Raw genomic sequence first — 12,820 nt, 5'->3', positions numbered from 1 at the left:
GCCGCGGTTCGGTTGCCTTCGCGGAGGAGCATCGGGCAGTAACGTTGGCAGCAAACCTGGGAGGGGTCGCTCATGTCATTTGGTCAGGCCGTTAAGTCGGTTTTCCGTCAGTACGCCACGTTCAGTGGCCGCGCGCGCCGGTCCGAATACTGGTGGTTCACACTGTTCAGCTTCCTTGTGCAGCTTCCCTTCATGATCATCTTCGGGATCGGGTACATCCAGGTGATTAACAGCGTTGTCTCACACGTCGACGCGCAGACCGGCAAGATTTCCTCCGGGGCGTTAAGTGACGCCAACTGGGGACCGGTGATTGGTGGCGGGGCGCTGTGGATGGTGATCGCCCTCGCCCTGTTCCTTCCGAGTTTGGCGGTGGTGGTGCGGCGCCTGCATGACACCGGTCGCTCGGGCTGGTGGTATCTCATCGCGTTCGTGCCCCCCGTGAGCATCGTGTTGCTCGTGTTCGAGTTGCTCGACGGCCAGCCGTACACCAATCAGTACGGACCGGACCCAAAGGCCGCCGAACACGGCAATGGTGGGTACCCGCCTCAGGGCTACGCACAGGCAACGTACGCACAGCCGGCGTATCCCGCGCAGCCGGCGTATCCCGCACAGCCCGCGCAGCCGACGTATCCCGCGCAGCCGGCGTATCCCGTCTATCCCGAACCGCCAGCGCAGCCCGGTTACCAGGCGCAGCCCGGGTATCCCGCCGCGCCTCCGTCGCAGTCGCCTCCCGCTTCCCGGCCCGGCACGGACGACCCCTTCTTCACCCCCGGTAACTAGCGCTCAGCGGGAGCCGCCGCAACTGGCGCCGGCCGCAATTGACGCCGGCGCCTAGCCGCACGGGCGTGCGCGTGACGGCGTGCGCCTCGCGACCACTCTCGACGCCCCTCCCGCCCTCCGCGCGCCGTGCCCAGGATGCCCGGACGGAGGCGTGTCCCCAGGCGAACCTTTCCCACTCCACCGCGCCCTGACCCCCCAATACGCTCTGGCACCAGAGAAGGGGGTGTCCAAGTGCGACGCACAGGGGTTGACGACGGCGCACAGGCGTCGCACGACCATGCAGTGGAGGAGCTCGTCGCGATCGCGACGGGCCTTGCCCAAGGCCGTGAGGTGACCGTTGACTCGGCCATCGCCGGGGAGGCGCGTCGCCGTGACGCCGAGATGTGGGCGAGCCTCGGGGCACGCGGCCACGCGTCATGAGCGACCTGGTCATTCGGAGCGACGCCCTCCATAGCCAAGCCCGCAGGGTGCGTTCCATTGCCGCGGATCTCGCCGCCGCGCATAGCCAGGCCGACGCCGCCGCCGCTGCGGTCGGCCACCAAGACCTTGCGCGCACCGTGCGGGACTTCGGGTCGCAGTGGGACATCCACAGGCAGAGGTTCATTGACGACGTCACGACACTCGCCGACGTCTTTGACGCCATCAACAACACCATGGCGGATCTCGAGGGCAACATGGCGTCCCACATGAGGGGAGCCGCCCGGCAGGCCACGGCGGCCATGCCCTCGCCGGCCGCAAGCGGAGGCCAAGGCCGATGACCACGTTGAGCGCCCCAGCGGGCAACCCGGCCGCTCTTGACGAGTCCGTGCGGCAGTACCTGGTGACCGAGCGGGCACTCGAGAGGGCCGCGAGCGACATCGCGTCCTCCATCGCTGAGGGCTCGGGAAGGGCCATCGAGGCGGCGAGCAACCGAAGTGGCAAGGCGCAGTCGGCTCTCGCTCAGGCCCATGGGCGTTACCAGGGGGCTCGGGCGGCACTCCAGGACTATTCGGTCGAACTTCATCGGTTCCACGCCGACGCGAATGCCGCCATTCGGGACGAGGAGGCCGCTCAGGCCCATCTTCACTGGGCGCAATACCAACTCGACCACGCGGAACAGCAGCTGCGCGTCGCGTCGATGAACCCGAACGATCCGTACACCACCGAAGAGTGGCGTCACGCGCACTTGGTCGCGCGAAACGCCGTCGACCATGCCCAGCAAGCGAGCGCGGATGCGCACACGGAATACGCGGCCGCGCTATCCCGGCTTGACTCGGCTGCGCACAGCACCATGAGGCGCATCGTGGCGGCCTTTGAGGGCACCAATGATGGCTGGCGGGACTACGCCAACGAGGCCATCAACGCCTTCACACATCTGCTGGATGACCTGGCGGAGTGGGCCATCTCATTCCTACAGGAAGTCCTGACGCTGGTCGCCCAGGCCGTGGCGATCTTCCTCGTCGCGGTGCTCGTTGCCGCCGCGGTGATCGCGTTCGCGATCGTGCTGGTGCAACTCTTGGTGATCCTTGCGGCGGTGGTGGCCGCGATCGTCGTGCTCGCGATCGTGGCCCTCGTCGCGGTGCTAGCCGAACTGATGCTCCTCTTCTCGGTCGGAGCCCGGGCCCTCCTGACCGCGAACACCCTGGGCCTCAAGGGCCTCGACCGGATCCGGTTCGTGGTGAACGCACTCGAGGCGGCGTGCCCGCCCCTGGCCCTGTTCATTCTGTCGCGCATCGAGAATGAGCTGTCGAAGCCCGTACCCGATGTTCGGGAGATTGACCCGTCGACGCTCACGGCGGACAAGGTCAAGGCCCTTGGAGCGCTCGACACGGACGCGCCCGAAGACGTGGCCGACCTCCTGGAATGGGCCGGCATCGTTGACGACGTCGGCGGCGATGCGCAGGCCGTCGTGGACGTGGCCCGCATCGTTGACGAGCAAGGCGACGTCAGCTGGATTGTGACATTGCCGTCGACCGAGGACTGGGTCCTCGGTGGAGACAAGGGCGCGCCCAATGACCTTGATGCCGACCTCATGCTCATCCTGTACCCCGAGCTGCGGTGTCAATACGAGGAGGCCGTTCTCAAGGCCATGGGCCAGGCAGGGATTCCGCAAGGCGACCCCGTGGTCCTCGCGGGCTGGAGCCTCGGGGGGATCATGGGTGGCAGCCTGATCGAGTCCCATGCGGGCGGCTACAACTACGCGGGGCTCGTGTGCGCGGGCTCGCCGATCGACCACTTGGCCATCTCCCCCAACATCCCCGTGTTGCAGGTCAAGCACATGCTCGATCCCGTGCACCGCGCTGACATGATCGACGACGTGCCAGACACCGCACATCACTTGTCGGTGTGGGACGGGCCGCGCTCGGACGGCGCCAGCACCGACATCAAAACCGGAAACCTCATGGGCCACAAGAACACCGACTACGTCGACACGCTTCAGGATCACCTCAGGTACAACGCGACGAACGGCGGGCCGGACCTCAACAGCGACTTCGCGGTGGTGCTGCCGGTGGACGACCCCACCACCCCGGAACATGTCGTGGTCGAGCACACCCAATATGCGTTCAGCGAGTAGGGGGAGTGAAGCGACCGGCGGGAAGCGCGGCCATTCTCAAGGGCTACAGGCCGTGACCGGCGCCCGCGTCGTGAATCCGCGGCTCGTCTTGCGCCTGCCGGGAACGTGGGTGCAGCTCGACCCGTCGCGCCCCGAACTGACCGACAAACGCATCCGCGCCTTCGTGCGGCTCTCCATGGGTCGAGCCGATGAGCTCGCCACGGCGAGGGCGGACATGCGCAAGGCGCTGGGGCTCCTGGTGGAGCGGGCGGATCCGGCCGCCGCTCTCGAGTCGACCTTCCTGTGCCACGAGGTCTCGCCCGGGGTCCCCGCCCCCATCGCCGTTTCGGTCTTCACGCCGGAGGCCATCCGCATGAGCCCCGTGATAGGTACCCGCCCCGAGGACGTGATCGCGGGCTTCATGGCCGCCATGAAGGCCATCGGGGATGGAGGCGGCTGGGAGGTGCGACCGTGTGCGGATGGCGCGTCGGCGCGTCGGTGGCACATCGCCGAGACGGTCGTGGCCGAGGGCCTCGAGGATGTCCCGATCCGGGCCTTCAGCGCCGACTATTGGCGCACGGTCCCGGGTAGCAAGCGCCTGGTGTTGGTGACGGTCACGAGCCCGCTCGCAGACATCCCCCAAACGCTCCTGCACCTCGCCGACGCGATCGTGGCGGGCTCGCGTTTCGCGCCAGCTTAGGCGGGTCCCCCGCACGATGCGATATTGGCGGCTATTGAGGCCCTAGGCCCAGCGCGGCAGGGAGGCAATCGAGCTCGTGAGGCGAGTGGCGGTCAAGGGCGGCACGCCCTCTGCGACGAGCGCGGCGATGGCGGCCTCGCGTACGTCGTCGATGGAGGCATCGGGCGACGTGAAAGAGCCGTCGGCGTAGCACGTCAGGCAGTAGGCGGCGCTGGGCGCGCCATCGGCCTCGGTGCCCTGCGTGGCATCGTTGAGCGGCATGCCACAACTCTCACAGCGACTCATCGCCGCCTCCTCGTGCCCGTGCCCTTGCCCACGCAACCACGTGCGGCTTTGAGGTCACAATAGCGCTCCTGGGCGATCGCGTCGATGGCCTCGCGATCCGATTCACTGCTAACCGAAAGCCTCACATCTGGTGAGAAGGTGCCACGGCGAGGAACTCGGGTTCTGAACCCACCTCGAGCTCGACCCACGTCGCCTCCGGCGAGAAGTCGCTGCTGACCATGTTGTCGGCGAAACGAGTCGCGAGCTCACGTGCCCGCTGGGGGTCACCCGGCACGGTCACTGCGCTGATGCGTTCGGCTCCTGTGTGTTCGTCGACAGAGACGGCGAGCGTGAACTCTCGCGGCGGTGGGCCCGATGTGAGCGCCGCCAGAATGAGGGCCTGTGCCGCGCGGGGGGCCTGAATATCGGCATCGGGCACGTGAAAACTCACCATGCACCCCGCCATCCTGGCGTTCCTGAGCGCCTCGCGCGCCCGACGATCGAGGACGCCTGGAAGGTGCAGTTCGTCGCGAACGAGCTGTTCAAGACGGGAGGCCTCATCCGTCCAGCGGGCGTCGATGTGCGAGGCGTCCGCGAGGATTCTGAGGAACGGCACGACCTCTTCGCGAACGTGGGCAAGGCGTCGTGCGATCGTCGCCTCGCGTGCGAGGCTCCTGGCATTGACCTGCATGGTGACGTCCGCTGCACCGATCGCGCTCAACGTGATCGAGTGCAGGCGCCGTACTTCGCGAGCGAAGACGATCGCGATCAGAAGGGGCCCCACGGTCGAGAGACTCGCGGGCATGGCGTGGAGCAAACCCGCCACCCCGCTCACGTTGTCCCAGTGCCCCTGGTAGGCCGGTATCCACACCAACACCTGCAGGCCGACGAGAATCCCGATCGATTCCCATGACCGTATGCGCCCAAAGTAGAGAACGATGAGGACTCCCGCGAAGGCCCCGAGCGGCCAGGTCGAGAAGTCACTGAGCGACGAGCGCGGCACCGTCAGTCCGAAAGCCAGCGAGCCCCCAAGAAGCGTCGCGGCGCTTGCGAAGGAGAGCCACCCGGAGATCCCGGTATTGACCCCCTTGAGCGCGGCCAGCGTCAACGCGACGCCAAGGATCCACCACGCGAGGAGCCACAGCGGTTGCCCAAGCATCTGGTTGTGGATGACGTAGAGAGTGGTGCAAGCGAGAAAGGGCAATACCGCCAGGTCTAGGGGCCGCTTGAGGTCGCCGAGGCCCATCGCAAAATCGCCTCGCCGCAGGGAGACACTATCGGTCGGGGGCGGTAGCCACCGGAGAGTCGCGACTGTCCCAGCTCCCAGGAGGCTCGAGATGCTGACGGAACCTCCAACGGCTTGTATGCGCTTCTCGACTGAATGGATGAGCCCGTGCCCTCGGCGTTCGGCGTCACCCGCGTCGAAGCCGATGCCGTCGTCGGACACCGCCACCTCGAATCCGGTGGGTCCGCCGCACAACTCGACTGTCACGCGGCTCGCGCTCGCGTGCCGCACGGCGTTCCGCATGAGTTCACCGGCGGCGGCTACGACCGCGTCCGCAACGGCGAGTGTGGTCTCGACCGGCGGCCCTTCGGTGGTGAATCGAGCGCCCCACCGGTCTGCGGCAGCGCGCAGCGCCGGCGCGAGCCGCCTCGGCGCGTCGTCGGTGGCCTCCGGCGCTGCTGAGGCGCTTTTGAGCGCGATCAGTGCGCGGGAAGCCGCCTCACGAATTCCTCCCAAGTCTTGCGTTTCGAGACGGGTCAGTCGCAGTGCGGAAATCACATCGTCGTGGAGAATCCCGTTGATGTCCCGCTGTGAGCTGCGCCGTTCCGCGAGGATCGCCGCACGGGTCGACGCCTCGCTCAATCGCTCCGCGGCGATATCCGCCCGATCGGCGGCGTCTCGCAGAAAGCGGGAGGCGCCGTACGCCGCAAATCCAGTCGCCACGACGGGTCCGATGAACTCGAGTGCGGCCAACGTGCCGTTCTGGAGTATCTCGGGTGGCAACATCGCGCCAATGCCTCCGGCCAGAACAACAACTCGCACCCAGGGAGTCGCGAAGATCATGGCCAGGACCGTGGCGGCGGAGAGGAGGGCGTCGCGAGCGCCCGGCGGAAGGACGATTGTGGATTGGGAGAAGAGCGCGTAGTAAAGGCCGACCGTCGCGACGGCCAGCGACAAGACCTCACCGTTCCCGATGCCACCGCGCTGGACGCCTCTCCACAGCGACATCGTCGCGAGCCACAGGAGCGGTAGCCCTAGCCACACGAGGGCATTCTTGGTGACGCCTTGCCCCAGGATCATCGTCGTAATGGTGAGCGAGAGAAGCGTGACAAAAATCGCGACTGGCAGCCGCAGCGCTCGTTCCATCGCCTCCCGACGCTGGCCGAACGACGCTATTCCAATGGGACCATTCGAGCGGCTACCGCTGTTCGTCAAGGTCTTCTTGGTCGACGTGACCCGTGATGGTCGCCTGATAGAGGAGATCCTTTGGCCCCGCCAATTGGGTCTGCGTCGCCTTTTGCCACTTCTTGATCGCGCGGTCTCTGTGCTCGTAGACGGTGCTCACCGACCGATCCATTCGCCTGGCAATGGTCGCCCATGGCAAACCGGTGCTCAGGTGCCTGAGGACCTGGAGCTCAGCGGGGGTGAATCGCACCGCGCCCCGCGGATCGCTGAGAATTTGGTGGGCTAACCTGCTCGATTCATATATGCCGTGATCTGCCACCGCCCGGATTCCTTCGAGCAGCCGATCCTCCGGGTCCTCCTTCAACACCAGACCGAGCGCCCCGCTCGCGAAGGCCCGCTGGACTACTGCGGGCCGGTGCTCGCTCGTGTAGAGCAGGACCTCGGCGCCGGACTCGCGTAGGCGTTCGACGTTGAGTTCGACCGGGCTGCCATCGCCCAGGTGGACGTCGAGAAGCACCACAGCAACGCGCGAATAGTCCGTGGTGAGGTACTCGTCGACGGTGCTACTAATGGATTCCACCGCGATCTCGTCGTCCGAATCGTTCAGGAATGCCTGGAGTCCACGGATCATCACCGGGTGGTCGTCGATGGCGGCAACCAGGAGGGGCGCGCGCCCCTGGGGTGTCGGTGCTTCGTGATTCACGCCACCCGCCGTCCCGTCGACTGTTGGCGACAGGCTATCGGACCGCACGGGGTCCGTGGGGCAATATTCGGGCGGCATCGGTGGCGCCGGCTCCGTGGCCACCTGAATCGTGACGACGCGTTGACAGCCGAAGAGGACGCGATCGTGGAGAAGGGTCGCTCTAAAGGCGTGGCAAGCCTGATCGAGAACGAGGCCCACCATCGCTTCCGTATGCACCTGCACTCCGGCCGCCCCAGCGGGAGCAGCGACCAGATGCCGGAGCGCCGCCGCCGCTGCCGAGCCAACCCAGCTCCGCCCGGCCGCCCGGTCGGCGCGACGGACCGTTCGGGCATCGGCGCCCACTGCGGGGAACGCGACCACAACGAGGGCTCGCGGCGCTGCCAGACGGACCATCTCAGCGATGACCGCGGCAGGCTCAGGGTGGACATGTAGCACGTTGATTGCGAGGACGACGTCGGCGATTTTCGGCGAAAGTTCCGTGGCTGACACCTCCGCCAGCCGAGACGACGAGACGCGATGCTTGCGGGTGGCTCGTCGCAAGCGGCCCTTAACCCCGTCCACTCCAAGCACGGTCACACCACGGTCGACGAGCGCCCTGGAGGACAGACCCGTACCGCAGCCCAGATCGACAACGAGGGCGCCCGGAGCGATGCCTGCACACGCGTCGTCGGCCACGGCCTTGGTCAGCGGCGAGTCCCAAATCGCGTCGTAAACGAGCCCATACAGCGTCCAGAAGACGCGGTAACCGCGACTAAGCATCGTCCCCGAGGCGACGGCGCCGGTTCTCGGCGGCCCGCCTGCGCAGCTTTTCGCGACCGATGATGAATCCGGCCATGATTCCGAAGAAAGCCACCCAGATCAGGAATGGGGGCATGGCGGGCCCGCTACCAGACCACGGTCTTGCTGCCGGGGAGTAACAGGTAGACCCCGTACGTGGCGATACCCGCGCACGCCCACCAGTACTTCCCCGGGTCGGCGAAGAGCAACGCAATGCCGCCGAGCGTGAGGATTAGGCCCCACGTCTTCATGAGGAACCAGGCGATACCGTGGGCGACACGGCCAGCGCCGTGTGCCACTTTGTCCGCCACCTCGAAACCGCTCGGTCGGCCGCCCGACGCTTGGGTGGTGCCGGGCTGGCCCTGCTGAGTGAACTCCTGCGGCGCGGCGCCATTGTCTGCCATCGTCCTTCTTCCGATCATGGCTCAGGTGTGCGGTCCGGTGTTCTCGGCCGCGGCTTGGGTCGTGCTCACGCACGGTCGACTCATGGCCTAGACGAAGGCCGCGTCCCGATGCTCATTGCGTTGCCCCCGCATGGCGCCGGCGACACCGACCGGCTTCCACCGGTCGGTCTCACCGGCGCCATCTGTTGCGCGCCTTTGTACCTGTCGCTATCGAGTCAACCCGTGTCTCGACGAACGCGGTAGTCCGCAAAAGGGGGGACGGGGACTTCGTGCTGCCAGTGATGAGTGCTCAGCGCTTGCGACTAGCTGCAGTTCCCCGTGAGGTTGTGAACACGGTCTGATGGGACTTGGCCGCCGCTGGCCGTGTGGATTCCCCAGTACACATCGGCCGGGACAGCCATGCTCCCCAGCGTGTCAGTCTCGGTCCGCATCGTGACGGTGCTCTACTCGCTCACCATTCTTGGTCCTAATTTCCAAGAGCGCCGTGCCGCAACCGATCGCCGATCGCGCGCACCAATGCGTCGATGTCTTCCTCGGCCGTAAACAGGCCGAACGACACCCGGACCCGATCCCTGACCTCGGTGACCCTGATGGCACGGTCAGCCAGGTAGTCCTGCCAACCGGTGCCGGGCAGATCGAGTACACGAATGTGCGATCGTCGGTCCCTGCGTGTGGGGCCGATCGGTTCCACGCCGAGCGGTGCAAGTTCTCCGTCGAGGTAGTCGCCGAGGGCGAGCACCCGTTCCGTGATCGTGGCGAGGCCGACCTGACCGATAAGGTCCAAGGAAGCGCCGAGCGCGTGAATCGCGGCGTAGTTGAGGTTGCCGATTTCCAGTCGGCGCGCCGTCAGCGACAGGGCGATCTCCGTGTCGAAGGACACCTCAGGGTCGTGGGGGGAGCCCTCGATGCTCGCGGCGGCCACATAGGTGGGCACCAACTCGGCGAATCGTGGCGCTCGGTGCACGAACCCAAGCCCGTGCGGGGTTAGCAGGCCCTTGTGACACCCAGCGGCCAGCCAGTCAACACCCTCCGCCTCCACCGGAAACACTCCGACCGACTGCATGGCGTCCACGACGAGGGGAATCCCACGGTCAGCGCAGAGCCGTCCGATTGACGCGATGTCGTTTCGCTGGCCGGTGTCGTAAGCAACGTGGGACACCGCAACTGCCCGTGTCTGAGCATCGACTACCGGGCGAAAGGTCTCGCCATCAGCGCCTTCTGACGCAGCGGGCACTACCCGTACCTCAAGACCGTTGCGGCGCTGATGCATCCACCCGTACGCGAGGTTGGCGTGCTCGCCAGCCATGAGCACCACGTTGTCGCCCGGCCGCCATGGCAGGGTCGTGGCCGCAATGTTCACGCCCTCCGAGGTGTTCTTCGTGAAGGCGATCGTGTCAGGCGTCGTTCCGAGAAATGCCGCGAGGGCGACTCGGACCTCCTCGACACGGATTGCCCATTTCTCCTTCGGTCCGGCTCTCCACTCGGCGTCGTCGTAGAACCGGTCTAACTCGCGGCGAACCAGACTCGACAGCGGCGCCTGGTGTGCGTTGTCCAGGTAAACCAACTCTTGCGTGATTGGAAACAGTTCGCGCACGCCCTCAAGTCCAGACATCCCAGTCACCCGTTCACGGTTGAAACGATCTGCGTCACTTGCGAGCCGCGCGGATTCCGCGCGAGGACGTCAAGACGGGGGCGGAGCCGCATCACCCGGTCAAAGGTCTCCGCCAGATCGGTTGGGCTCGGCCGGAGGGCGACAGGTGTCGTCTGGTTCACGTTGCAGACTCTCCTTGCATGTGGTGTGCGAGCCTTCTCTTGGTTGGCTCCCTCACTATTCCATATCAAGGTGAGAGGGACAGTCCCCGCAGCAGCCGATAGAAGGTGGACCGCGAGCACAAGTACACACCCTCGTCGACCAGGGCGGCCCGCACGTCGGCCGGTGCCAGGTCAACGAACCGCTCGCTGTGCAGTACCTCATGGTGAGGCGAGGTAGGCACTGGTACTTATCAACCGTACCCATCGACCAAATTCTCCGAGGCGCAGTTGGAGCGAGGTCCTGACGGACTGACTCAGAGGTCTTGACGCGAGGCGTTGATCCAGCACAATCACGGGTGTGACCTGCTGCAACAGCCCCACAAGAACTGACGTTTGATCCCACCGTGCTTTTGCACACAAAGGGCCGAGTCACCCGAAGGTGACCCGGCCCTTGTGCTGCCAGAGATGAGTGCTCGGTGCTAGTGACTAGCGCTCGCGAGTACCCGCGATGAACTCTTCGAGGTGCTGACGGCCGAGCGTGTCTTCCATCTGCACGGGGGGCGACTTCATGAAGTACGTCGCGGCGGACAGAATCGGTCCGCCGATGCCGCGGTCCTTGGCGATCTTGGCGCAACGGATCGCGTCAATGATGATGCCTGCGGAGTTGGGCGAGTCCCACACCTCGAGCTTGTACTCAAGGCTCAAGGGAACCTCGCCGAACGCGGAACCCTCGAGGCGGACGTAGGCCCACTTGCGGTCGTCGAGCCATGCGACGTAGTCGGACGGGCCGATGTGCACGTTGCGCGAGCTCTTGAGCCCGGCGAGCGGGCCCTCGTGGAGGTTCGAGGTCACGGCCTGCGTCTTGGAGATCTTCTTGGACTCGAGGCGGTCACGCTCCAGCATGTTCTTGAAGTCCATGTTTCCACCGACGTTTAGCTGGTACGTGCGGTCGAGGCGCACGCCGCGGTCTTCGAACAGCTTCGCCATCACGCGGTGCGTGATGGTGGCGCCGACCTGCGACTTGATGTCGTCGCCGACGATCGGGACGCCAGCGTCCTCGAACTTCTTGGCCCATACGGGGTCGGAGGCGATGAACACGGGGAGGGCGTTGACGAACGCGACGTTGGCGTCGATCGCGCACTGCGCGTAGAACTTGTCGGCCTCATCCGAACCCACGGGAAGGTAGGAGACGAGCACGTCGGCCTGCGTGTCCTTGAGGACCTTGACGATGTCAACGGAGGCGTCGTCCGACTCGGTGATGGTCTCGCGGTAGTACTTGCCGAGGCCGTCGAGCGTCACGCCACGCTGCACCTGGATGTCCGTCTTGGGGACATCGCAGAACGTGATGGTGTTGTTCTCGGACGACTTGGTCGCCTCGACGAGTTCCTTGCCCACCTTGAGCGAGTCCACGTCGAAAGCGGCCACGATCTCGATGTCGGAGATGTGGTAGTCGCCCAACTGGACGTGCATGAGGCCGGGTACGGTCTCTCCTGCCTTCGCGTCCTTGTAGAACTCGAGCCCCTGAATGAGGGACGTCGCGCAGTTTCCAACGCCGATGATGGCGAGACGCAACTTAGCCATGTTTCCTTGTCTCCTTGTCTAGCCCGCGGATGCGGGGTCGTCCTTGCCGCGGGAAGCGGATCGTTCGTTTTCAATCAATTGATCAAGCCACTCAACCTCGCGCTCAACGCGCTCGAGTCCGTGACGTTGAAGTTCTGCGGTGTACGCATCATGGCGATCGCGCATGGCGCGCAGATTCACCGAAAGCTCTTCGAGTCGCTCGGCCATGCGGCCCCTGCGCCCTTCGAGAATGCGCAACCTCGTGTCGGAATCCGTGCGGTCGAACATGGCGAAGCGCACGTCGAACGTGTCGTCGTCCCACGACGAGGCGCCGGCCGACGCTAGCTCGGTCGCCAAGCGGGCCTTGCCTTCGTCCGTCAGCCGGTAGGCGATGCGGGAACGGCGAGAGGGCGCTGTCTCGGGGCCCCCTGCGTCGACGGCGATGAGGCCCTCGATGACCATTCGCTTGAGCGCGGGGTACAGGCTGCCGTAGGACACGGCCCGGAACGGACCGAGTTGGGCGCCGAGGCGCTTGCGGATCTCATAGCCGTGGTACGGCTTTTCGGAAAGGGTGCCGAGAATAGCGAGGGTGAGCACGTCTGTGCGTCCCATGCTTTTCCTCTCATCCAGATCCCTTGAGGGCGCCACACGGGGAATCGACCCCGGCGTCGCCGCGCGCCGATGATCTTCGATGTATCGGTGCGGTGTAGCAACCAGTTGTATCGCGCCGATACATCAGAGCGCAAGTCGAGACCGGAAAGCGCCGCGCTGGCCGCGCCCGCGTCGAAGCGATTCGCGCTCGTCGGCGCTGTGTCGCTCCTTGGCGTCGTGAGGGCGCAATCGTTGACCTTCGCCGGCCGACGTCCGCCCTGGTTGAGGGGCCCTGGGGGTGGCCTTCGCAAGCTTGAGTCGCCGCGCGGGGGAACCTTGGCCGCCA

General features: G+C 65.8%; 13 protein-coding genes. 5 read left to right on the top strand and 8 right to left on the bottom strand.

The genetic code is table 11. From position 1 onward, the window contains the following. Positions 1–72: 72 nt before the first annotated feature. The 5 genes from BKA03_RS00230 to BKA03_RS00210 all read left to right on the top strand — a co-directional run bounded on the left by BKA03_RS00230 (position 73) and on the right by BKA03_RS00210 (position 4,013). Positions 73–780 (top strand): DUF805 domain-containing protein, encoded by a 708-nt coding sequence (locus BKA03_RS00230; RefSeq protein WP_062075633.1) that lies wholly within the window; start codon positions 73–75, stop codon positions 778–780. A gap of 231 nt (positions 781–1,011) precedes the next feature. Next, a complete protein-coding gene (locus tag BKA03_RS00225; protein ID WP_062075632.1) occupies positions 1,012–1,200 on the top strand; it encodes a hypothetical protein in 189 nt (62 codons plus the stop codon). Next, complete coding sequence (locus BKA03_RS00220) at positions 1,197–1,538, top strand: hypothetical protein (RefSeq protein WP_062075631.1); 342 nt, start codon at positions 1,197–1,199, stop codon at positions 1,536–1,538. Before BKA03_RS00225 ends, BKA03_RS00220 begins: the two co-directional genes overlap by 4 nt. After that, entirely contained in the window at positions 1,535–3,334 is a 1,800-nt protein-coding gene (locus BKA03_RS00215; RefSeq protein ID WP_062075630.1) for an HlyD family secretion protein, read from the top strand. Before BKA03_RS00220 ends, BKA03_RS00215 begins: the two co-directional genes overlap by 4 nt. A gap of 52 nt (positions 3,335–3,386) precedes the next feature. Continuing rightward, positions 3,387–4,013, top strand: a complete 627-nt coding sequence (locus BKA03_RS00210) for a hypothetical protein (protein WP_062075629.1) — start codon at positions 3,387–3,389, stop codon at positions 4,011–4,013. Positions 4,014–4,055: 42 nt separating this feature from the next. On the opposite strand, the gene BKA03_RS00205 is transcribed toward BKA03_RS00210, so the two are convergent. The 8 genes from BKA03_RS00205 to BKA03_RS00175 all read right to left on the bottom strand — a co-directional run bounded on the left by BKA03_RS00205 (position 4,056) and on the right by BKA03_RS00175 (position 12,495). Continuing rightward, positions 4,056–4,298: a zinc ribbon domain-containing protein gene (locus BKA03_RS00205; protein WP_083971810.1), complete on the bottom strand. Its 243-nt coding sequence runs from the start codon at positions 4,296–4,298 to the stop codon at positions 4,056–4,058. A gap of 121 nt (positions 4,299–4,419) precedes the next feature. Next, positions 4,420–6,648, bottom strand: coding sequence for a sensor histidine kinase (locus BKA03_RS00200; RefSeq protein ID WP_062075627.1), 2,229 nt, complete (start codon positions 6,646–6,648; stop codon positions 4,420–4,422). Between the two features lie 52 nt (positions 6,649–6,700). Beyond that, the gene (locus BKA03_RS00195) at positions 6,701–8,149 is read right to left on the bottom strand and encodes a methyltransferase domain-containing protein (protein ID WP_062075626.1); all 1,449 of its coding nucleotides are present in this window, start codon (positions 8,147–8,149) and stop codon (positions 6,701–6,703) included. Continuing rightward, entirely contained in the window at positions 8,142–8,264 is a 123-nt protein-coding gene (locus tag BKA03_RS15065) for a hypothetical protein (protein ID WP_257020087.1), read from the bottom strand. Before BKA03_RS15065 ends, BKA03_RS00195 begins: the two co-directional genes overlap by 8 nt. A 10-nt stretch (positions 8,265–8,274) precedes the next feature. Beyond that, the gene (locus BKA03_RS00190; protein WP_062075625.1) at positions 8,275–8,571 is read right to left on the bottom strand and encodes a hypothetical protein; all 297 of its coding nucleotides are present in this window, start codon (positions 8,569–8,571) and stop codon (positions 8,275–8,277) included. A gap of 466 nt (positions 8,572–9,037) precedes the next feature. After that, the gene (locus tag BKA03_RS00185; RefSeq protein ID WP_062075624.1) at positions 9,038–10,183 is read right to left on the bottom strand and encodes an aminotransferase class V-fold PLP-dependent enzyme; all 1,146 of its coding nucleotides are present in this window, start codon (positions 10,181–10,183) and stop codon (positions 9,038–9,040) included. A 626-nt stretch (positions 10,184–10,809) separates the two neighbouring features. Next, on the bottom strand, positions 10,810–11,904 hold the full coding sequence (locus BKA03_RS00180; RefSeq protein ID WP_062075623.1) for an inositol-3-phosphate synthase: 1,095 nt from the start codon (positions 11,902–11,904) through the stop codon (positions 10,810–10,812). Between the two features lie 18 nt (positions 11,905–11,922). Beyond that, positions 11,923–12,495, bottom strand: a complete 573-nt coding sequence (locus BKA03_RS00175) for a PadR family transcriptional regulator (RefSeq protein WP_062075622.1) — start codon at positions 12,493–12,495, stop codon at positions 11,923–11,925. Positions 12,496–12,820: the final 325 nt, after the last annotated feature.

The sequence above is a fragment of the Demequina lutea genome, from assembly GCF_013409005.1.
Taxonomy (GTDB): Bacteria; Actinomycetota; Actinomycetes; order Actinomycetales; family Demequinaceae; genus Demequina; species Demequina lutea.
This window is presented reverse-complemented; position numbering and strand designations above follow the sequence as displayed.

Excerpts from the sequence above, each read along its gene's own strand:
- BKA03_RS00215 (WP_062075630.1), top strand. The coding sequence starts at position 1,535 with ATGACCACGTTGAGCGCCCCAGCGGGCAACCCGGCCGCTCTTGACGAG.
- BKA03_RS00185 (WP_062075624.1), bottom strand. The coding sequence starts at position 10,183 with ATGTCTGGACTTGAGGGCGTGCGCGAACTGTTTCCAATCACGCAAGAG.
- BKA03_RS15065 (WP_257020087.1), bottom strand. The coding sequence starts at position 8,264 with ATGCCCCCATTCCTGATCTGGGTGGCTTTCTTCGGAATCATGGCCGGA.
- BKA03_RS00205 (WP_083971810.1), bottom strand. The coding sequence starts at position 4,298 with ATGAGTCGCTGTGAGAGTTGTGGCATGCCGCTCAACGATGCCACGCAG.
- BKA03_RS00200 (WP_062075627.1), bottom strand. The coding sequence starts at position 6,648 with ATGGAACGAGCGCTGCGGCTGCCAGTCGCGATTTTTGTCACGCTTCTC.
- BKA03_RS00175 (WP_062075622.1), bottom strand. The coding sequence starts at position 12,495 with ATGGGACGCACAGACGTGCTCACCCTCGCTATTCTCGGCACCCTTTCC.
- BKA03_RS00230 (WP_062075633.1), top strand. The coding sequence starts at position 73 with ATGTCATTTGGTCAGGCCGTTAAGTCGGTTTTCCGTCAGTACGCCACG.
- BKA03_RS00190 (WP_062075625.1), bottom strand. The coding sequence starts at position 8,571 with ATGGCAGACAATGGCGCCGCGCCGCAGGAGTTCACTCAGCAGGGCCAG.
- BKA03_RS00195 (WP_062075626.1), bottom strand. The coding sequence starts at position 8,149 with ATGCTTAGTCGCGGTTACCGCGTCTTCTGGACGCTGTATGGGCTCGTT.
- BKA03_RS00220 (WP_062075631.1), top strand. The coding sequence starts at position 1,197 with ATGAGCGACCTGGTCATTCGGAGCGACGCCCTCCATAGCCAAGCCCGC.
- BKA03_RS00180 (WP_062075623.1), bottom strand. The coding sequence starts at position 11,904 with ATGGCTAAGTTGCGTCTCGCCATCATCGGCGTTGGAAACTGCGCGACG.